The organism is Clostridium aromativorans (assembly GCF_020908015.1).
In the GTDB taxonomy this organism is placed as follows: domain Bacteria; phylum Bacillota; class Clostridia; order Clostridiales; family Clostridiaceae; genus Clostridium_B; species Clostridium_B aromativorans.
In genome coordinates this window covers 96,702-117,435 of sequence record NZ_JAJJPB010000008.1, presented here as the reverse complement: position 1 = coordinate 117,435, position 20,734 = coordinate 96,702, and the positions used below count along the sequence as shown (strand labels likewise).

Sequence of the window (20,734 nt, the reverse complement as noted above, 5' to 3'; positions counted from 1 at the left end):
CTTAAGTGAAGCATGAAATGATTCCATCGGTGCATTGTCATAAGGGTATCCTTTTTTACTGTAAGAATGTTTTATACCCCTGCTTTTAATGCATCCATTTATATCAAGCAGTTTTAAAAGTTCTGGAATGCTGTTATTTCATTGCTTTTCTCGTCAGTTTTAACCTGGCCTATGACTATTCTATATTTGCTTGCCCAGGCACTAACTATATGGATTGGTGATTTTTCCTCACCAGAATTACGTGCCCCACATGCTGTTTTACCATCAATTGCTATGATGGATCCTTTTAGGCTTGCTGATATTTCTCCTATCCATTTCATGAAAGTATCCCGGAATTCTTTTGGATCAATCCATTCAAAAACTCTCTGTATGGTATCATGAGAAGGTATACCATAAGACAAAGAAAGATATTTCTTGAAAAATTCACTCCTGTCATTCACAAAATCTTCTATGGCAACCCAGCTATCGCAGTTTGCCAACGTACCAACTACAGATATAAATAATATATCTGTCAGCTTGTGCTTAATTTTTGCTTTCTGTCTCTGATCTGTTATAATCCCAAAATAATCTATCATTTTATTTTTTATCATAGCAGCATACCCCATATAAATTTATATGAATTATCATACTATAATAACTGACTTAAAGAAAGCCCTAAACCCTTAATTCCAGCCATGTTTACAATTTATTTACTCATGCGTTTGCCCTGACTTCACAACATTTCTCATTTTTTCGCTTTTAATTTAATCTAGAAAGTCTTTTAAATCTTTTAATTTAACATTATAGTCTTTAATCCAGGTCTTATAAGCTTCATCTTCCAAAAAATTAACCATTTTGGATATTTCCTGTGTTTCATTAAAATATTCCAGGGCAAGATAATACTCTTCTCTGTCGCTTTCAAATAAAACTACTGGCGGAAAGTCATTTCCCATAAGAAGATAATTGACCAGCATTCTGCCGGTCCTTCCATTTCCATCAGCAAATGGATGTATGGTCTCAAACCAGCAGTGAAAATATCCCACTACCACTAAAGCATTATCTTCATCTATTTTCACTTCATTGATTTCCTTAATCAGTGAATCAAGGTTTTCTTCCACCTCCTCAGGTGCTACCCCTACATCATGCAGACCTACTATATAATCGCCCTTTTTAAATTCTCCAGGTTTTTCGCCTTTACCCAGCAGTTTTTCTGAAAAACAGTCCTTCATTAATGAATAATGAACTTTTTTAATCAAATCAATTGATAGTTTTGAATTATATTTTTTACTTAATTCCAGGATGTTTTTACACAGCTCTCTATGGTTTTCTATTTCTACAAGTGTTTTCTTATCTCCCTTGAAATCTGTGACTTTTTCTCCTTTAAAAATAGTTTCAACATCCCTTAATCTGGTTTCATTATTTTCTATTTTATTGGATGCATACGTGAATTTAAGAAAAAATCTATCAAGTAAATCTTCACTTATACCTTTTCTCCAAATTTTAATACAATCCTTATAAGACATCTAAAAATCTCCTTATATAGAAAAATATATTTTCATTTAATTACATATATTATAGCATATCTATGGAGCAGATCATCTAATTATCTTTTACAGCCATAAATACTTTTACTGACCTTCTAAAATATATTGGACATTCACTCATATATTAGATATACTATAAAAAGTAAATTTTTTAAGTTATGTAATCAATATGGATATCAATTCGGAGGCACAGCGGTGAAAAAAAAGAATATCATATGTTTTATATCTATATTATTGAACATATTTTTCATATTTTCTGGTATATTTACAATTTATAAAAATCACAGAATTCAGGTTTTTCAGAGGGAGAATACAAATAAAAATTTTATAAAAAATGCTTACTATTTGGCAAAACAGAGCCAATTTGAAACTTTGAACATAAACGGTAGAGATATTGTATTTTTAGGAGACAGCCTTACAAACAGATCCCAGTGGGGGGAATTATTCAATAATCCCAATATAAAAAACAGAGGTATCGATGGAGACACTACGAGCGGTATTCTAAATAGATTAAACACAATTACCAGAGGGCATCCCCAAAAAATATTTTTGATGATAGGAATTAACGATCTTTTGCACAAGCAGGATACAGCATACATATTAAGTAATTATAAAAAGATCTTAAACAAAATACGGACTGATTCTCCAGATACAATTATCTATATTGAAAGTATCCTGCCAAACAACAATATTAAATCCAACAAGGATGTAAGATTTTTAAACAATGAACTGCAAAAACTGAGCAGCAATAAAATTATATACATAGATCTATTTGATAGATTTGTAAAATATGATAAGCTGTCAGGTGAATATACTTATGATGGAACTCACTTAAACGGCCTGGGATATTTAATATGGAAACATGAAATAAACAAGTATGTTGACTAATGGTAAATCCCGCGTTAAATTTTGCTCAAGTTTATCTGTTCAAAAAACTTAGGGTGAATTATTATTTTAGTAATCTTATTCATAAATTGAGAAGAAAGCAGCATTACAATAAGCAGCGAGAGTATAATAATGGACACTTCACTTATAAGAGAATCTACATAATTAAAAAAATTGTATTTAACCAGTATTTTAATAATGAACCCGTGAAATCCATATACAGCTATGGTCCTGGAGCCTAATTTTGTAAAAAGCAGGTTTTTATCCGGAATTAAAATTAAAACAATAGTAGATATAGTTACAGCTATAAAATATGTAAATATACGCATTATATATTCAGGATAATTTAAGCTGTCTAACTGTGAATAGGAATAACTGCCATAGAACCATCTATAATCGATCTTATCGTTTAACAGATATATCAGCAGGAAAACAATTAGCAAGCCTAAAACAGCATATTTTTTTCTGATATATTTCCTCACAGTATCTATATGATATTCTTTGCAGAAGTAACCCATTAAAAAATATGGAAAAAAGGTTATAGTTCTCGATAAGCTCAAATAGTATCCAATATTATTATCGTATCCGCTTAATATGGAAATAACAAGCGTTATTATAACTGAATACTTTATTTTAGAAAAATAAGGCAGTATAAGACTCCATATAACAAGTGAAAGAAGATACCATGTAATCCAGTACGGATTGACAAAAGTGATTTTAAAATTTTCCTCTTTAAGCACATAGATATTGAATAGACAGTATAATAATTGAAAAATGATATAATACATAAGAATACCGGTGATTTTTGAAAAAAATTTTTTATCACTGCTGATATTCTTTGAAAAATAGCCTGAAATAAAAACAAATAGAGGCATATGAAAGGAATATATAAAATTATATATTAATTTTATATTAGGATTTGAACCAATCAATGGCTCAATGGTATGCCCAACTACTACTAAAGTGATTAGAAGAATTTTTAAATTGTCAAAATAACAGCTTCTGCATTTTGCTGAATTTATATTAAGCTCCATATCCATAAATAAACTCCGTTTCTACAAACTTTATTTATTTACTATATAGCTCTATTGTTACAATAAGGTGTTATATTGATTAATTAAGTTTAAATATTGTAAACATTTTTCGTTACAAATAAAAAAGAACGTTATTATGATTAAAAAGCTTTCTATGATATTTGGATTTTATCATAGAAAGCTTTTTCCCTCATCAGCTTCCGCTGGTTTTGAGCCATTGTGACCAGGTAGTATTAAAATCGTCCTTGTTCTCTTTCGTATACTCATAGAATTTTTTTATAAATTCAGATCTTTCCCCGGAAAAACTTTCAGGTTTATAGATGGGCTTTAAAAGATTCTTGCCTCCCAGAAGCACCTGTCTTTCCATTATATCTTCAAGACTGACCTCCTTGGAATTTTTCATCATATCATACATGGCCATAAAAGTTGTAGTCCTTCCGATTCCAGCTTTGCAGTGGAAATGATACCAGGTATTCTTGGGCATATTTTTAACTACCTTTATAAAATAATCCACCATTTCATCTGTAGGTCTTTCATTGTCCGTAACAGGTATTCTGATGTAGGTCATGCCATTTTCTTCTACCAGTTCTTTCTCGCTTTGAACCTTAGTGGGAACTATTTCTTTCCCGTCAATATCAATTTCTTCATTCAACACAATACTCTTGATTTTTTTACTTTCATCTTTCAAGACCTTTTCTCTGCTCAGTCCCTTATTGGCTTTATTATTGTCTTCACCTACCCAGCTCACTGCCAGATCATTTATGAATCCATGGGACTCCTGCCTCAAATCAACTACAGCTGTGGGAACATTACCTATCTGTTCTTTCATCATTTTTATGTTATTTCCTGTAAACTGTGCACTTCCCGAAGCATTTAACGTGGATAATCCTTTTAGATTCACATCTTTTTCATCTATATTATCTGTGGTTTTCCTGAACCTCTTAGGCATTTTAGCCTTTTTCTTGGAATCTATTTTAAGGTATGATTCACTATTTGTGGAGTTAAAAACCTCCTGGGAATACACCCGTGGTATTTCTGCAATATTTGCAAATGACATAAAAAATACCGTAAAAATAAATGTACTTACCAACCTGGTAAATTTTTTCCTCATAAACATTTCGCCTCTCTTTCATGATTTCATAATTTCATATATATCTTTTCAATTTTGTTCAAATAATATTACTTAAATTTAATTACAAAAAATATGCATACCATATTGAAGTTGTGTAAAAAATAATATATATTTTAAAAGTTTAGGAGGATATTAAATGGCTAAAGCAGGTATGAGAAGACCAGATCCAAAACAGCCCCATGGAACTGAAAGCAATAGAAAAACCAAGTTTAAAAAAAACAGGGAAAAACCTATACCTGAAATCCAGGGCAAGGCCAAAACAGGAAACAAAGATGCAGGATTGATATAGAGAGAGGTGATAAAAATGTCAAAAGACAGCCAGCCGGACAGTAAAAAGACCAGAATTAAAAAATCCAAGGGAAACACCCCTATTACGGAGGAAGCAAAAAATCATAATAGAAACGGCAAAAAACACTCCACAAAACATGGAGTATAACTGGAGTATAACCAAACCTCAATTTTACTGGGGAACGGGTACAGATTTGTGAGAAATCTATACCCGCTCCCGTCTTTGCAATAAACTTTTCTCAGCTGCAGTATTTTAGTGAATATCCTTTGTTTTGCACGATACATCAGTAACACTCCTATAGCACTCTTCGCAGGGAAATCCATTCAATATACAAACATCCATACTGCATTTTTCAGTTTTTTTAATATATTCTGTTCCCCACTTTATAATTTCAATCATTACAGGAATAAAGCTCCTTCCAATTTCCGTTAAAGAATATTCTACTCTAGGCGGCACCTCTCTATATACCTTTCTATTTACAAGTTTGTCACGCTCAAGTTCTCTTAACTGCTGCGTGAGTACTCCCCTGGAAATAGTGGTCATCAACTTTTGAAGCTGATTAAAACGCATTGTCTTATTATGAAGAGCCCATAAAATCGGCAATTTCCATTTTCCCATTAATACATTTTGAGCCGAAGATACAGGACAAAATTTAATTTTATCATTCAATTCAAATCCTTGTCCTTTCATAATAGTCTATATTATATGACTATGTAATATAAATATGCGTACTTGTAATATTAAACATATGATTATATTATATTTATAATAAATAAAAAATCAAGGAGGAAAATTAAATGGACGAGATAATAAAACTTTTTAAAGAAAATGGATTTGGATTCCTGGCAACTGTGGATAATGGAAAACCCAGAGTAAGGCCCTTTGGATTTATGACCTGGGATGAAGGTAAGCTCTATTTCTGTACTAACAGCACAAAGAAAGTTTATAAACAGCTAGTCGAATCACCGTATATTGAATACAGCACCACATCAAAGGATATGATCACAGGAAGAATAAGTGGAAAAGTTATATTTTCCGATGATAAGGACAAAAAAGAATTGGTATTAAATTCGTCAGAACTGGTAAAAAAATTATACAAATCTTCAGATAATCCTATTTTTAAAATATTCTATATTGAACACGGTACAGCAACAGTTTCAGATTTAACAGGAGAAAATTCTAAAGAAATAGAATTTTAATTCTACATAAGAGGGTATTACTAAAATCTGTGTAAAATGGGGATTATATCTAAAAGATAAGCATAGATGTCTACCACTGATGTGATAGATACCTATGCTTATTTTATACCTAATAAAAATAATGACATCCTGAACCCAACATGCTCATAACTTTAATTATACTAATATAATCTTCTGTATATGTTTATTATATCCTCTCTTGATAGGGGTTCATAATTATTTATCAGCAATCTTTGTTGTCCTTCAATTACTTGATCTGTAAAAATTTCAATTTCCTCTTTCTTCATTCCATACTCCCTCAATTTTTTCCTTGGAAGAAGTTTATCCAAAAGTCCTGACAGGCTGTCATATACATTGTTTCCATCACATCCCAATATGTTAATAAGCATTTTATTTATATTTCTTATATTACCATCAGGATTCTTTTTATAATAGGTTTTAAATATTTCTGTAAAAAATAAATAATTTGCTTCTCCATGAGGCACATGATAGTTACCTCCAATAGGATATGAAAGAGCATGAACAGCACCACACCCTGCATTTCCAAAAGCTATGCCCGCATAATTACTTCCCAGTACAAAATCATCAATTATTTCAGTCCTATAACTTTCTCCTCTGTCAACTATCTTAATATATCCATTCAAAATTAATTCTATTGCCTTTACACTAAACATTTTAGTATATGGGTTGGCTTTTGGTGACACATAGGATTCTGTCGCATGTATTAATGCATCAACAGAACTCGTTACAAAAAATTTATATGGCAGCCCCTTCACCATTTCAGGCACAAGTACTGCATGGCTGGCATATAGTTCATCAGAAGCTATACCTTTCTTTGTATGTTTGCTCTTAAGTTCAGCAACAGATACATTGGTAACTTCAGAGCCCGTGCCGCAAGTAGTAGGTACAATAATTAATTCTTTATCTTTTACCAAAGGAACTTTCCCATCAAATAAATCCAGGGAATCATCGGTATATTTAAGACTAAGTACCTTAGATATATCTATTACAGTTCCTCCACCAACAGCAATAATTCTATTGTATTTTTTGTCTCCTATGTCTTTAATTATAGCATTTATCATTTCATCGGAGGGTTCACCAGCACCATATTTTTCTTGAAATATGCTGTCTGCACCCTCATCATATTTTTCTAAAAAAGGCTTGTATAAAAATTCATTTGTTACTATGCAGTCCCCTTTACCAATATGAAAAGATTTCATAAATTCTTCCGCTGTATCAAATTTATAAATATCAGGTACTAATCTAAACATTTTTAACACTTCTCCTTATCTATTTATTTTAAAACTCTGTAATAAGTTTTTTATTTATATAAAATTTTTAAACTATATCTCATTACTAAAATAGAGCCGCATTTTCCTTTAGCTTGTCTGGAGGAAGCCTATACACAGTCATGGTATCAACAGCCACGGCTCCCCTATCTTTATAAAATTTAATAGATGGAGTATTCCAATTTAGGCATCCCCACTCCAATCTCCTGCAGTCTGATTCAATTGCAAATCTAGACATAAAAGACATCATAATTTTTCCCAATCCCTTAAATCTCATAGTCTCATCAACATAGAATCCGTCTATATAAATACCTGCCTGCCCTATGAAGGCTGAAGAGTTACGGCAAAAATAGATAAATGCTACAGTTTTTCCATCATAATCTCCAAAAATCGCTCCGCCTTTTTTATCTGACAATAATTTATAAATATCTTCTTCAGTAGCTGTAATCTTATCAGACATTTTCTGATACGCACCGAGCTTTCTCATAAACTCCAAAACCATTTCAGCTTCCCCTGGTACTGCAAATCTAATTGTAAATCTTGGATTTTTTGTTTTTATGACTTCCATCTTTCAAATCCCTTCCCTAATCGATTAATACTTCCATCCTATAAACCTATTCCATTATTTCAGGTGGCAATTCTCTGAAAAACTTTGTCTTAATGGCTAAATAAACCAGCCCCAATATTATCCAGCTAAAACCAACTATTTTGGATGGCGTATCCACCTTTGCCCAAATGAAAAAACATATAAGCGCTCCACAAAGAGGTGCAATCAGATATTTTATAATATCCATACCCTTTTTCTTATTATCTCTAATAAAATATTGAGCCACAACCGACAAATTAACAAAAACAAACGCAAGCAGCGAACCAAAGTTTACTGTTGCCGTAACATTTTCCAATGAAATAACTATTGCTATTAAGCCAAGCAACCCCATTATTAAAATACTGTACATAGGCGTTTTATATTTGGGGTGTACTTTCCCAAATATCCTATGTGGCAATATTCCATTTTTACCCATACCATAAAGTATTCTTGCACCTGAGGCAACTCCCGTTAATGATGATATAAAAAGTCCTGCACCAAAAGTAGCAGTGAAAAAAATCTTCATTCCCATGGAGTGGGTGACCCTAGTTATTAATTCAACTGCTGCAGAATCTTTATTAGCTATTTCAAAAAATGCATTCGGCCAGGCAAGCTGCAGAAAATACATTGCAATTATAAAACCACATCCTGCACCAACACATGCTATTATGATAGCCTTGCCAACATTTTTTTCAGGATTAATTGCCTCTTCACTTAAAGTGGCAATAGCATCAAATCCGAGGAAAGAAAGTGCCAACATAGATGCGCCGGATAATATAGCAGGCATGCCAACACCTGGTTTAAAAAATTCTGTAGGATTGAAATAAGCTTTAGAATCCACCAGTGTACCAGCTCCTCCTCCCCTTAAAATATATTTGATTACCATAATGAAAAATACAGCCAAAAACACTAACTGAAGCAATACAAGAACGGTATCTACAATTGTAGCAAGTTTTATACCCCGGTAATTCACCCATGTAACAACAATTATTGCGGCTACAATAAATACTGATGCAGGAATCTGAGGTATCAAGTTTGAAAAATAAATTCCCATTACAACATAATTCAGCATCGGCAAAACCATATATGCAAGCAAAAGCACCCATCCTCCAAAAAATCCAACATAGGGATTCATGGATTTAGATACATATGTGTAAGCTGATCCTGCCATAGGATATTTTTTAACCATTTTTGAATAACTAAATGCCGTAAAAGCCATCCCTATTGTAGCAATTGTATAAGTGAACGATACCATTCCATGCGTTCTTGTGGTTGCAATACCATAGGTAGTAAAAATCGTCATGGGTATAATCATTGCTATTCCATAAAATACTAAAGATCTTAAAGGTAATATTCTCTTTAACTCATTAGTGGGTTCCTTTAATTTTATACCTTCATCGCTCATAACTTGGTACTCCTTTCAAATCTTTTATTGGAACTCTTATTTTAATTTCATAAATTTTCAATGCATTCACAATATTATTTAAAGCAACCTCTATGCCAAATTTTGAAAAATTATCTATCCCAACACTATCACCGCTAATACTGCCAATTTCTTAATAGTCTTCTAATTTTGTACATCTTAGTCCATCTAATACCTGACTTATTGATTTTGTCCTGTGTCCTTATTCAAATTTGAATACTCTTTTATCATGTATTATTACAATTTCACACTTGACGTTCTATTCATTTATAACTTTTTCTATTCATTTATGAATAGGTGTAACATAAACTAGAGTAATTGTATGTTACATATATAAGAAAGAAACAAATTCAATAAATTTGAATCTGTTTCTTTTTAATCATTCATAAACTGTTTAATTTCAAATCTCTGAAAAGCTAATTAGTATATTCCCTGTGCATACATTGCATCTGCCACTTTTACAAATCCGGCAATATTAGCTCCTGCCAGCAGGTTATATCCAAATCCGTATTCCTTAGATGCATTTTTACAATTGTTATATATATTAACCATTATGTTATGGAGTTTTTCGTCAACTTCTTCTGCTGACCAGGATAATCTCTCACTGTTTTGTGCCATCTCAAGTGCTGAAGTTGCAACTCCACCTGCATTGACTGCTTTTGAAGGTCCAAGTATTATATCATTCTTTAAGAAATATTGTTCAGCTTCATTAGTGCAAGGCATATTGGCAACTTCACATACAAATTTTATACCATTTGCCACTATCTGTTTTGCATGTTCCAGATGAATGTCGTTTTGAGTAGCACACGGCATTACTATGTCAACTTTAACTCCCCATGGTTTTTCATTAGGGAAGAATTTAACACCAAACTTGTCGGCATAATCTTTTACTTTGTCTCTTCCGGAAGCACGCATCTCAAGCAGGTAATTTATTTTTTCATCAGTAACTATTCCCTCTGGATCATAGATGTATCCATCCGGCCCAGAAATAGTTACAGCTTTTCCACCTAATTGTGCAACTTTTTTGCATACACCCCATGCAACATTTCCAAATCCCGATACAGCCACGGTCTTACCTTTTAAATCAGTTCCTTCATGTTTGAGAATTTCCTGACAGAAATAAGTCGCGCCATACCCAGTTGCTTCAGGTCTTACTAAACTTCCACCATAAGATAAGCCTTTTCCTGTAATAACACCGTTTTCAAACACACCTTTTAATCTTCTGTACTGTCCATATAAATATCCTACTTCCCTTGCTCCTACACCTATATCTCCGGCAGGAACATCTACATCCGGTCCTATATGTCTGTACAATTCAGTCATAAAGCTCTCGCAGAATCTTCTTACTTCATTATCGGATTTACCTCTTGGATCAAAGTCAGAACCACCTTTAGCTCCACCTATTGGAAGGCCTGTAAGTGAATTTTTGAGTATTTGTTCGAATCCTAAAAATTTAATAATGCCTATATAAACAGATGAGTGAAATCTAAGTCCTCCTTTATATGGTCCTATGCAGCCATTAAATTGGACTCTAAATCCCCTGTTAACCTGTACCTTGCCATCGTCATCTACCCAGGGAACTCTAAAAACTATCTGTCTTTCAGGTTCACAGAATCTTTCCAAAAGATTTTGTTCCATATATTCAGGATGCTTCTCAAATACTGGTCCTATAGATCCTAAAACTTCTTCTACTGTTTGTAGGAATTCAGGCTCGTTACTATTTCTTTTTTTTACCTTTTCTAGTACCTCATTGATATAATTTTCTGTATTTTCTTCTGACATTTTAAAATACCTCCATAATAGTTATTTTTGTTTTAAATAAAAGTGTACTAGTCAATATATATTTAAATTTAATTAAAATGTACTCAATAAATTATTCCAAAGAATGCTGATAAGTATAATGAAATGCTCTATTTAGCTGATCCTCATATAACCTAGCATACCATTTTATTGTGCTAGTCGTTTGCATCTTCTTCAGTAGCATATCTTCTTGCCACTTTTGCTTTATCTCCAGCTATAGCATTTACTACCCAGATATTATTAGGTGGACATCCCATTACGTGTGTGCCGTATCTTTCCAAATGTTTTGTACATTTTCCAAGAAGTATTAAATCTTCCTTTTTTATATCTTTTGGAATTTTTTCTTCACTCACAGGCCCTAACACAATTGTTTTACCTTTTAACAAGTGTTCTATATGATCATTTTTCATATCCATAATTGCACTTATAAGTGTATTTTTACAGCCAGTACATGCTGCAGCATCTTCAATTTTTGTAAAATGAGGAACACCTTCTAACTCAGTTTCAGAAGCACGCTTGAAACGATGCTTTACACTTTCTATAGACTCACCTTTAATATCTATCTTATCGAGGTTCATTTCACCCAAGCCTCGTTCATATGCAAATTTCGTTATTTTTATATCATTTGGATCATAGCCCATAATTGCACTTCCTACTGAATCTGCTGCTACAGGGTCTTTTGAAGCGATAATCAATCCCAATTTAACCGGGTCACCGAATATAGGCCCAAGACCTTCCTGACCTACTATCCCATCAATTATAGTTAACTTTGGCTTAAGGCATTGATTTATATCTACTACCCCCTGCATAACTCCTAGTTGGTGAAATCGTTTCTTTTGACTATCATGAATTAATCCTTTTAAATTCTTAATTCCAAGAGTGACTTCTGTTTGATCGTGAGTTTTCATAACCGGTACACTGATTATAACATCTGCTTTTGCTACTAATTCCCAAGATTCTAATACTTGTACAATTTTACCATTCTCACATTTAATTTTTTCACGAGTTGATCTTTTAAGGTCAACTACCTTATATCCTCTCTCTCTAAGTTTATCGTATCCACCAAATTCCATTACCTTTTCAGTATCTACTCCTGCTGCAGAGGATTCTGCGATAATAGGTTCTGCTCCTAATTCTTTTGTTATGTCTGCAATGGATTTACATACTTCATAACGGGTAACTGCACCTGACAATCTATCCTTTCCCGGTGCTACTAAGTTTGGGTTAATTAAAACTATATTACCCGGTCTTATTATATCTTTCAAACCGCCAATCATCTCTACGGACTTTCTTACAGCAGCGTCAATGTCTTTTTCAGCATTACCATTAGTTTTAACAATAGACACTGTACTCATAATATCCACTCCTTTATTATCATTTTTTATCCTATTTTAGCTCATTACTCCTATAGCAATATAAAATTCAAGCATAATTATTAGCTCTACAATTCTTAAATAGAATACATGGTGCAATTAGATATATTGTCTCTTAGCAATGTGAAAACAATTACAAAAAAATCTGCCTAAATATTTGATTTTTGTGTCCACTTTATTGACCTAACTCCAAGCTTAAAAATTTCTTCAAATAGTCATAGATTTCATCATTGAATAATGCCTTTAGTCACCTCCTTAATTGAAACGCTCAATTTTTCAAAAGCTATACACTCAATCCTCTTCCATTTACTATATAATTTATAAATCTTTTTTTATTCAAGAACAAATAAACCTTTCATTTTTATTATAATTTCATTTTAAGGAATTGTCAATTCTTCATTGTAGAATTTTAGCAAATTTATCTCTTGTGCTAGTTAATTATTTTGACATAATTTACAGATAGAAAAGCCCGAACATAATATGTTAATCTTTCATTAAAAACAAGCAAATAATCAATGAGAGTAACATGCATGTTAAAGCTTTCTAAACACAACATTACCATACATATTGAAAACCTGAAAGACTTTATTACTGTAAGTTTTATAATAATTGATGATATTTATCAGGAAATAGCCCCTGATTCTGTAAAAAACAGAAAAATATCAATACTTCAATAATACATGACAGTAAGATAATTACCATAGCATTAGTTGGGTAACTTTTAACAATAGACTCAGAGAATGCCTGATTATGCATGTAAGTTTGGAAGAGCACATTTTCATAAAACATTTAGATGCGCAGCTGCCTATGGCAGATGTGCATCAAAGAAAGAGACTTACTATGTATTTAAACTTCATACATTAAATACGCTTGATGGATATTTGACTGACTATAGCCGAAAAGTATATGACAAATAGTTCTGCCAATGCTATAAGTTTTAAATTCTATAAAAATTTAGATTTTTTGAAAAGCTATCTGTTTTACTAAAGAATTAGTATAACAGTTTTTATTTTATTCCTCACATTTTGCTTCCATATTTGTACATCAGCTTTATTTATAGGAGTATTAACTATAAATAAGTTCAAATTTTCAAACTCACATTATTTTAAAGTTCTACTATATAATAATTAAAATTTTTCGAAATTGTATTGAAAAATGAAATAAAATATTCCATAATAATATATGAAAAAGAATTATAATTATATTTTTCTCGCCAATAAAAATTAAACCCAATCTAAAGGAGGACTAAAGTGGAAATAGAAAATGATACCTCATATGTTAAATCCGTAATTAAGACCTTGACAATTTTAGATCAGTTTAGCAGTCCAGGTGAAAAGGGTATTATAGAACTTAGCGAGAACACGCATCTTCCGGCAAGCACTGTACAACGTATTGTAAATACTTTGGAATTAAAAAACTACTTGATGCAAAATCCTAAAACCCATAAATATCGACTTGGTATCGCCCTTTATAATATCAGTAGGAACTACTCAAAAAACTTAGAATGGATAGATGGAGCAAAACTTTATATGGAAAAGCTAGTTGAAAAGCATGGTGAAACAGTTAACTTGGCTATACTTCAAGGTAAGAAAATAATTTACCTTACGAAGGTAGATTCACCAAATATACTGAGGCCAAATTTTAAAATTGGAGTAGAGTATCCTGCTTTATGTACATCTCTCGGAAGAAGCATATTAGCTTTTCAACCACCTGAAATTTTGAATAAGATTATTATACCATCTAATATTGAACGTAACACTGACAAAACTATTACTGAGCCCAAAGAGATACGGAAAGAATTATCAAAAATAAAAGAAAATGGTTATGCCATTGAAGATGAAGAATTTCAATCTGGGTTATTTTGTATAGGCGTTCCAATTATTGATCACAAAGGCAGAAGTACAGCTGCCATAAGTACCACAATACCTAAATATAGAGTAGATCTCAAAAAAATTCCTGACATAGTACAAGATATGTTAGATGCTGCAAAAAATATTTCAGCTGAGTTAACTAAAATATAAATACTCTTGAGGCCATACCTAAATCTGATTTACACAAATTAGATATGGCCTTTAAAAAAGAAAGTCTATTTTATATAAAATTAACTATTAATATGTTAATATAGAAGGCCAATTTAATGCTCTTTTTATTTAAACATAGCCATCTCTTTTAAAGATGACTATATTTAAATTTCATGCTCAGATTTTCATAGTATATAAATTATTAATTTAAAGGTTTACGTTTTTCCTCTAAGATGATATTTTATCTTTAATCTCATCAATAAGAACATTTACATCGTTAGAACAAATCACCCCAAATTTCTTGAGCTTATCACTAACATCAACAGCTAATCCACTACCGTCCATATTTTCATTCAATAAACCTCCCATGAAAAATGTAGTTTTTAGCTTATTTTGTTTAAGAAGTTCACATAGATTTTTAGCATAAGACAATGCAATACCATTAAATGTGCTCATAACCACAAACTGACTTTCAGTTTCAATTATAGTGTCTATTACTTCCTGAGGTTCTACACTTGAACCCAAATCAAATACTTTCGCTCCCGTTTTAAGAAGAACTGATTTGACTATCTCTTTACCAAATTCATGAACATCAGTTGCACCTAATACTATTTTTACACCCTCTAAAGATTTTTCTAGATTTTTAATATTTTCACTGATTTTTTTCTCTTTATTATTTATTGTCCAAACGATATCTGTTGGTCTTAATGGAATACGCCCTCTCATAGCATAAGGATCTTTTTTTCCTACTCCAAAGTATTCTTCTAATCTAGCAGCTCCAATTTCTTTCAAAGCCATAAATAATTCACAAGGATTTTTAATATCTATACCTATATCATCAAGTCCATTCATAACACGTTCAAAGAATATCTGGCCACCCATTACAAGTTTATCTTTTTCACATGATATTTTTTCCCAATCCATAAATAAGGAATAGTGCTTTGCTTTTTCTTCAAGCATATTTGAAATCACATGAGCCTGAACTATTTCATCTGGAGAAGGAACACGTACTGCTTCAGTTATGGGAATAGGAGTTACAGCATGTCCAGTGGGTTTATACATTTGCGCAGCCATATCAGCTATCTGAAATGATGAAAGTGCTCCATAATTCTTATCATAATCATTAGAAAAATCTATAGTATTTCCATATAACATTGAACCTACTGAATTTTTATCATTAATTTCATCCATGGCAAGAAGGAATATCATCCTTAAAGTAGGATCACTAAATAAATTACCGAAACAATGTGACAAGCTTCCTCCAATCAAATCTTCAACTATATATCTTTCAATCATAGCCCATCCTGTAAGATTTGCAAGATCATGAAATTGTGCTCCAAATCCATCATCAAGGTTTGCATGAATAAGTGCACCTTTATCTTTAAACTCTGCCATAATTCCTATCGCTTTAACCATTCCTATTACTCGGCTGCTCTTATCCATTAACCCTGGATATTCATAAGTATAAAATTGAGAAACATTGCCCATAGTTGTAACACCAGCCTCAAGTGCTAATTTAACATTTTCAACTGAATTCAAAGATCCTATCATGTGGTCGCCAAAATGTGGCTGAATAGGAACAATCTGGCCTACCTGCTTCCATTCTTCAGGAGTATCAAATATAAGCCCTGTACCTTTACGAACCTTGTAACGAAGTTCTTTAGGAACACCCATTACCCAGTCAAGACATACTCCAAATCTGTCTAGCGTCAAACCGCGCTTAGTAAGTTCATCATAAATATATTTAAATCCTTTAGCAGTTTCTTCCCATGAATTCCAGCCTATATGGGCATGGCGCATGATTTTTCCTTCTTTCATACATTTTAATTTGTATTCAACTTCAGATTTCACTCCATATTTTTTCATAAAAAGCGTTTCTCCAACAGTTATACTATTTGAGATCTTTTTTATTTCACCCATAAGATCCTTAAGTTGTGGTAAGTCTTCAGGTATTAAATCTTTCTTAGTCAACATATTCATAGCCAACCCCTCCCTTTAAAATAAAATTTTTTATATAATACTTACCTTGTTAATTGTCTAGTTTTGCTAAATTGCCTTTTAAAACTTTAAATGCAATGTTTTTATCAATCTGTGATAATAATCCAGCTGCATAAAGAATATATTTTTTGTCTAACAAAAATTCTGACTTTTTCGGCAACAAAATATTAGCCTCAGTATTAGAATCACTTAATGCTGATTTTAATATGGATTTTGGATTTAGTCCATTAATAATTGGACCTCCAGTACCTATTATAAATTCAACATTTTTAAGATCCTTTCCTTTTTGAATCATATTTACTTCATTACTATACCCTGAAAAAAACTGACCTGCATGCCTTCGAGTAGCAATCCTCACGGCTTCTTTGGCAAGGAAAAACTCAATATTTTTTTCAACATCAGAATCTGCCAATATAGATGTATCTGCAATTCTTCGTTTAATAGCTTTCTCAACATACTCCCTCGTGATTCCAAAATTATCAATTAATTTGCTGCAATCTGCAGCCTCAAGGAGTGAATTCGAAGATTCGCGAACCCCTAAATCTCCTTCTACTGTTCGTTTCGCATAGGGTTCTGGAGCACCTACAACTCTTATATCTGAATGTTTTTTTGGGGGAGAAAAAGAATGTACATCCGTCGTAGCTCCTCCAACATCAACTATCATAATTTCTCCAAGCCCTGGATATTTCTCGGTTCCTTGAGCTAACATTTTTCCTGCAGTCAACACTGAAGCTGGAGTAGGCATAACAACATTTCCCACATATTCTTTAACTTTGTCGAAACCTTTCATGTTAATTATTTTTTTCATAAAAATTTCTCTAATAGTTTCCACTGCCGAATCAACATCTAGAATTCCTATATCTGGTATAATATTCTTTGCTATTAAACATTCTTTTTTTTGATTTAAAAAGATAAACCTTATTTCATTTGAAATCTTGCTATTACCTGCATATACAATTGGGGAATGGATATTAAAAGATTTAGCTAATTTATTAGCATTGTCTATTGACCAATTTACATTTCCACCTTCATATCCACCGCATAATAAAATTATTTCTGGATTTATTTTTTCAATTTCACTTATATCATTATCAGTTAACTTACGTGAAAAAGCTTTTATTATTTTGGCACCTGCTCCAAAAGCAGCATTTTTGCCTGCTACCATGCTTAATGAGTTTGTCAAGCCTACGACAACCATTCGAAGCCCTCCAGCTGCACTACTAGATGCTAATCGAACGGCACTAACAAAACTTTCGTTTCCTATATTATTTCTAATCCTATCAAGGCATATTTTTAAACCAATTCTAGCATCACTTTTAACTGTAGATGGTGTCTGAGTTGTGAAAGTCAATTCTTCTTTTTCAAGTGAAACAACTGCTGCTTTGGTAAAAGTACTTCCAAAGTCCACTAATATCGCAAAATTCATTTTTACACCTCTCCCCTAGCTTTTAATTCATATTCTAAAAAACTACTACAGAAATTATGTGATATGACAAAGAGTTCCATACTCTTTACTGATTTTAATTGTGTAACTAAACTTACATCTTCTTGTGAATCATCATATATAGAACGTTTTCAAATTTTATACATTATTTCCTCGTACATCCTTACACTAATTTTATAGATTAAATACTTTATTTATATATAGATAATTCTACCTTGCAAAATATACACTATATTCTTAAAAAATCATAAACATCAAAGCATTAGAATATTCACCAATTATTATAATTTTACTCCAACAGTTCAGCCAAGCTCTCTGGTACGTTTAACTGCACTCTCAACAGCATCCATCACGATTCCATGAAACCCTGTTTTGCTTAAAACATGACAACCTGTGATTGTTACTCCAGCAGGTGAAGTCATAGTATCAGTAATCTGATATGGATGCTTACCTGTCATTTGTACCATCATTGCGGAGCCAATTATATTTTCAATGGTAATGGCAGTTGAATCCTTACGTGAAAAACCAGATTGTACACCAGCATCAATCATGGCAGCAATGAAATAAAGAACATAAGCTGGTCCAGCACAACTAAAGGCTGTAAACTCATCAAATAATACTTCATTTATAAACATCGTCTGACCCAGGCAATTAAAAAGTGTAGATATGATTTCTTTATCTTCATTTGCAATTTTATCATTTACACAGACACCACTATAACCATGCTGAGCTTCAACCATGGTATTAGGCATAATGCGAGCAAATTTATGTTCATTACCAATAAAATTAGCCATTTTTGCTACATTGATTCCTGCACAAATTGAAATAATAATTTGTCCATTAGAAGTATTACCTTTAATAAGAACCACCACCTGATTAAAATCTTGCGGACGTACAGCTATTATAATTATATCGGCTTTTCTAACTGATTCCTCAACATTTAGAATAGATACAATGCCGTAGGTATTATGAAGATATTCAATTCTTTCGTCCAAGACATCATAAACGTAGATGTTACCTGGTACCAATACTTTATTGTTGATAATACCACGAATAATACCTTCAGACATATTTCCTCCACCTATAAATACTATTTTTTTATTTAACATAACGAATTCTCCTTTTTTTCGTATTTAAATTTGAGTAATTATAGAGCATTAATTTTAAACATCAATTTACAGTTGCTAAAAATCTCTTAATGTTAAAATATCTTTTTCAAATCAGAAAATTTAGATAAATTTAATTCTGTAGTTTATAATTTATATTTTCAAGTGCATTTTTGTTCTCATATCTTTATTGAGGAAGATTTTCTTATTTATTTTCAACACTCTCTTTATTATTCTTACTATATGGAAATGCATTTTTATTTATAAACTCTTTATAAATCATAAATGCTACTAAGACAATACCTATATATCCTGAAATAGGATATAGAATATTTACCAATTGATCAAATGGTAATAATGTACCAGCAAACATACCAACAAGAGTTAGTCCTGTTGCAACGATATTGAACTTTTTAGTTTTGTCTACAGCAAAGTTTCTAGTAACAACCAAAATAATAGAAGATACTGCTGAATAAATACACAGCGTTAGTATTGGAGCAAAAACCATTCCTAAAATAGGAGAAACATGTTTAGCAATTGCTAATGTAGGTACTTGCTGACCTCTAATAACATCTAAATAAACAATTTCCATTATAACTACAAAAACAACTGCAACAAAAATTCCACCAACTCCAATCAAACTTGAGAGCTTTGCTTCCTTTACATTCTTGCAAGATGATCCACTAATAACAAAGAATGTGATACCAAACATAAGACCTAAAAATGCCCATAATATTGCTGACCAGAGCCAATTACCAGAAGCTGTTTTAAATCCAGCTGTCGCTATAAGAGCACTATTAGCCGACAATAAATTTGGCTGTTTTGCAAAAGTAGCTAAAGCAGCAATACCCATTATTGCTAAAAACACTATCTTAACAGGTCCAATAACACCTATTATGTCAATAAGTTTTTCAACTCCTAGCACTGCTGTAGCCAATGCCAAAAGAGCTACAATATATGTGCCCATGGAGGATGCAATTCCATAATACTGATGAAGTGTTGCACCTGCACCTGCTAGCATTGTCACATATATACCATACATCAATACAACACTAAACCATACATAAGCTTTACCTACATATTTACCACAATAATATACAAAAATATCATATGGATTTTCAAATTGCATTTTCTGTCCTGTTCCATATAAGGTATAGGCAAAGAACCCCAATAAAATCGTATAGATTATAGCTCCTATAAGACCCTTTGCTGCACCACTTGTTGCTAAGAATTGTAAAACCTCTTGTCCTGTTGCAAACCCTGATCCAATCCAATATGCACACAATGCTCCTGCAAGAATTAGTACTTTTTTCACCCTAATTGATTCTTTTTCCATCTTTGTCCCTCCTTGTATTTTTAAATTAGTTAATATAAAGTTTTTTCTTTAATTATTTTTTATTAAATTAAAGAATTAAGTTTTTTAATAACCTTTTACTCACCCACTTTTCAAATAAATTCATCAAAAACAAATATTGTACCCCCTTTTTTTAAATTGGTGATAAAAATTTTATTAAATCTAAATTCTTTATAATAAAAGCTCAGTAAAACTTTGTTTTTCAAAATAATTATCTAGCATGATATATACATGTAATCATCTTTATTTTTTGTTACTATAATAAATAGTATAATTCT

Annotated in this window: 19 protein-coding genes and 1 pseudogene; 6 read left to right on the top strand and 14 right to left on the bottom strand. The window is 32.0% G+C overall.

The window, feature by feature from the left end; genetic code table 11:
• Nucleotides 1-113 precede the first annotated feature (113 nt).
• Nucleotides 114-590: an ISAs1 family transposase gene (locus LN736_RS08635; protein WP_190972252.1), complete on the bottom strand. Its 477-nt coding sequence runs from the start codon at nt 588-590 to the stop codon at nt 114-116.
• A gap of 153 nt (nt 591-743) precedes the next feature.
• Nucleotides 744-1,502, bottom strand: coding sequence for a Fic family protein (locus LN736_RS08630; protein WP_150358436.1), 759 nt, complete (start codon nt 1,500-1,502; stop codon nt 744-746).
• A 216-nt stretch (nt 1,503-1,718) separates the two neighbouring features.
• Here LN736_RS08630 and LN736_RS08625 point away from each other — a divergent pair, with 216 nt between their 5' ends.
• Complete coding sequence (locus LN736_RS08625) at nt 1,719-2,411, top strand: GDSL-type esterase/lipase family protein (protein WP_190972253.1); 693 nt, start codon at nt 1,719-1,721, stop codon at nt 2,409-2,411.
• A 14-nt stretch (nt 2,412-2,425) separates the two neighbouring features.
• On the opposite strand, the gene LN736_RS08620 is transcribed toward LN736_RS08625, so the two are convergent.
• Nucleotides 2,426-3,448 (bottom strand): acyltransferase family protein, encoded by a 1,023-nt coding sequence (locus tag LN736_RS08620; RefSeq protein WP_229981349.1) that lies wholly within the window; start codon nt 3,446-3,448, stop codon nt 2,426-2,428.
• A gap of 187 nt (nt 3,449-3,635) precedes the next feature.
• Nucleotides 3,636-4,553: a fused DSP-PTPase phosphatase/NAD kinase-like protein gene (locus LN736_RS08615; RefSeq protein ID WP_229981348.1), complete on the bottom strand. Its 918-nt coding sequence runs from the start codon at nt 4,551-4,553 to the stop codon at nt 3,636-3,638.
• Nucleotides 4,554-4,710: 157 nt separating this feature from the next.
• Between LN736_RS08615 and LN736_RS08610 the strand changes: the two genes are divergently transcribed.
• Both LN736_RS08610 and LN736_RS18965 read left to right on the top strand, forming a co-directional pair.
• Nucleotides 4,711-4,863 (top strand): hypothetical protein, encoded by a 153-nt coding sequence (locus tag LN736_RS08610; protein ID WP_190972254.1) that lies wholly within the window; start codon nt 4,711-4,713, stop codon nt 4,861-4,863.
• A 15-nt stretch (nt 4,864-4,878) separates the two neighbouring features.
• Nucleotides 4,879-5,010, top strand: coding sequence for a hypothetical protein (locus tag LN736_RS18965; RefSeq protein ID WP_268253813.1), 132 nt, complete (start codon nt 4,879-4,881; stop codon nt 5,008-5,010).
• Nucleotides 5,011-5,115: 105 nt separating this feature from the next.
• Here the strand turns inward: LN736_RS18965 and LN736_RS08605 are convergent, their stop codons facing one another.
• On the bottom strand, nt 5,116-5,532 hold the full coding sequence (locus LN736_RS08605) for a winged helix-turn-helix transcriptional regulator (protein ID WP_229981347.1): 417 nt from the start codon (nt 5,530-5,532) through the stop codon (nt 5,116-5,118).
• A 128-nt stretch (nt 5,533-5,660) separates the two neighbouring features.
• Here LN736_RS08605 and LN736_RS08600 point away from each other — a divergent pair, with 128 nt between their 5' ends.
• Nucleotides 5,661-6,062, top strand: a complete 402-nt coding sequence (locus tag LN736_RS08600) for a pyridoxamine 5'-phosphate oxidase family protein (protein ID WP_150358440.1) — start codon at nt 5,661-5,663, stop codon at nt 6,060-6,062.
• A 161-nt stretch (nt 6,063-6,223) separates the two neighbouring features.
• Here LN736_RS08600 and LN736_RS08595 read toward each other — a convergent pair whose 3' ends face one another.
• The 5 genes from LN736_RS08595 to LN736_RS08575 form a co-directional block, all read right to left on the bottom strand.
• Nucleotides 6,224-7,333 (bottom strand): 4-hydroxybutyrate dehydrogenase, encoded by a 1,110-nt coding sequence (locus tag LN736_RS08595; RefSeq protein ID WP_150358441.1) that lies wholly within the window; start codon nt 7,331-7,333, stop codon nt 6,224-6,226.
• An 85-nt stretch (nt 7,334-7,418) separates the two neighbouring features.
• Nucleotides 7,419-7,919, bottom strand: coding sequence for a GNAT family N-acetyltransferase (locus LN736_RS08590; protein ID WP_150358442.1), 501 nt, complete (start codon nt 7,917-7,919; stop codon nt 7,419-7,421).
• A gap of 46 nt (nt 7,920-7,965) precedes the next feature.
• Nucleotides 7,966-9,342, bottom strand: a complete 1,377-nt coding sequence (locus LN736_RS08585; RefSeq protein WP_150358443.1) for an APC family permease — start codon at nt 9,340-9,342, stop codon at nt 7,966-7,968.
• A gap of 438 nt (nt 9,343-9,780) precedes the next feature.
• On the bottom strand, nt 9,781-11,142 hold the full coding sequence (gdhA, locus tag LN736_RS08580; RefSeq protein WP_229981346.1) for an NADP-specific glutamate dehydrogenase: 1,362 nt from the start codon (nt 11,140-11,142) through the stop codon (nt 9,781-9,783).
• Between the two features lie 173 nt (nt 11,143-11,315).
• Nucleotides 11,316-12,515: a DUF362 domain-containing protein gene (locus tag LN736_RS08575; RefSeq protein ID WP_229981345.1), complete on the bottom strand. Its 1,200-nt coding sequence runs from the start codon at nt 12,513-12,515 to the stop codon at nt 11,316-11,318.
• 548 nt (nt 12,516-13,063) lie between these two features.
• Here LN736_RS08575 and LN736_RS08570 point away from each other — a divergent pair.
• Nucleotides 13,064-13,429, top strand: a pseudogene (locus LN736_RS08570) (IS982 family transposase); the annotation flags it as partial.
• A gap of 354 nt (nt 13,430-13,783) precedes the next feature.
• A complete protein-coding gene (locus LN736_RS19110) occupies nt 13,784-14,554 on the top strand; it encodes an IclR family transcriptional regulator (protein ID WP_229981344.1) in 771 nt (256 codons plus the stop codon).
• Nucleotides 14,555-14,782: 228 nt separating this feature from the next.
• On the opposite strand, the gene LN736_RS08560 is transcribed toward LN736_RS19110, so the two are convergent.
• The 4 genes from LN736_RS08560 to LN736_RS08545 all read right to left on the bottom strand — a co-directional run bounded on the left by LN736_RS08560 (nt 14,783) and on the right by LN736_RS08545 (nt 20,438).
• Nucleotides 14,783-16,534: a cobalamin-dependent protein gene (locus LN736_RS08560; RefSeq protein ID WP_229981343.1), complete on the bottom strand. Its 1,752-nt coding sequence runs from the start codon at nt 16,532-16,534 to the stop codon at nt 14,783-14,785.
• A 49-nt stretch (nt 16,535-16,583) separates the two neighbouring features.
• Entirely contained in the window at nt 16,584-17,978 is a 1,395-nt protein-coding gene (gene glmL, locus LN736_RS08555) for a methylaspartate mutase accessory protein GlmL (protein ID WP_229981342.1), read from the bottom strand.
• 320 nt (nt 17,979-18,298) lie between these two features.
• On the bottom strand, nt 18,299-19,105 hold the full coding sequence (gene proC, locus LN736_RS08550; protein ID WP_229981341.1) for a pyrroline-5-carboxylate reductase: 807 nt from the start codon (nt 19,103-19,105) through the stop codon (nt 18,299-18,301).
• A 202-nt stretch (nt 19,106-19,307) separates the two neighbouring features.
• Nucleotides 19,308-20,438 carry a YkvI family membrane protein gene (locus LN736_RS08545; RefSeq protein ID WP_229981340.1) on the bottom strand — a complete coding sequence of 377 codons (1,131 nt, stop codon included), beginning with the start codon at nt 20,436-20,438 and terminating at the stop codon, nt 19,308-19,310.
• Nucleotides 20,439-20,734: the final 296 nt, after the last annotated feature.

Coding starts and splice junctions, on each gene's coding strand:
- LN736_RS08635 (WP_190972252.1), bottom strand. CDS start 590: ATGATAAAAAATAAAATGATAGATTATTTTGGGATTATAACAGATCAG.
- LN736_RS08630 (WP_150358436.1), bottom strand. CDS start 1,502: ATGTCTTATAAGGATTGTATTAAAATTTGGAGAAAAGGTATAAGTGAA.
- LN736_RS08620 (WP_229981349.1), bottom strand. CDS start 3,448: ATGGATATGGAGCTTAATATAAATTCAGCAAAATGCAGAAGCTGTTAT.
- LN736_RS08615 (WP_229981348.1), bottom strand. CDS start 4,553: ATGAGGAAAAAATTTACCAGGTTGGTAAGTACATTTATTTTTACGGTA.
- LN736_RS08610 (WP_190972254.1), top strand. CDS start 4,711: ATGGCTAAAGCAGGTATGAGAAGACCAGATCCAAAACAGCCCCATGGA.
- LN736_RS18965 (WP_268253813.1), top strand. CDS start 4,879: ATGTCAAAAGACAGCCAGCCGGACAGTAAAAAGACCAGAATTAAAAAA.
- LN736_RS08600 (WP_150358440.1), top strand. CDS start 5,661: ATGGACGAGATAATAAAACTTTTTAAAGAAAATGGATTTGGATTCCTG.
- LN736_RS08595 (WP_150358441.1), bottom strand. CDS start 7,333: ATGTTTAGATTAGTACCTGATATTTATAAATTTGATACAGCGGAAGAA.
- LN736_RS08590 (WP_150358442.1), bottom strand. CDS start 7,919: ATGGAAGTCATAAAAACAAAAAATCCAAGATTTACAATTAGATTTGCA.
- LN736_RS08585 (WP_150358443.1), bottom strand. CDS start 9,342: ATGAGCGATGAAGGTATAAAATTAAAGGAACCCACTAATGAGTTAAAG.
- gdhA (WP_229981346.1), bottom strand. CDS start 11,142: ATGTCAGAAGAAAATACAGAAAATTATATCAATGAGGTACTAGAAAAG.
- LN736_RS08575 (WP_229981345.1), bottom strand. CDS start 12,515: ATGAGTACAGTGTCTATTGTTAAAACTAATGGTAATGCTGAAAAAGAC.
- LN736_RS08560 (WP_229981343.1), bottom strand. CDS start 16,534: ATGAATATGTTGACTAAGAAAGATTTAATACCTGAAGACTTACCACAA.
- glmL (WP_229981342.1), bottom strand. CDS start 17,978: ATGAATTTTGCGATATTAGTGGACTTTGGAAGTACTTTTACCAAAGCA.
- proC (WP_229981341.1), bottom strand. CDS start 19,105: ATGTTAAATAAAAAAATAGTATTTATAGGTGGAGGAAATATGTCTGAA.
- LN736_RS08545 (WP_229981340.1), bottom strand. CDS start 20,438: ATGGAAAAAGAATCAATTAGGGTGAAAAAAGTACTAATTCTTGCAGGA.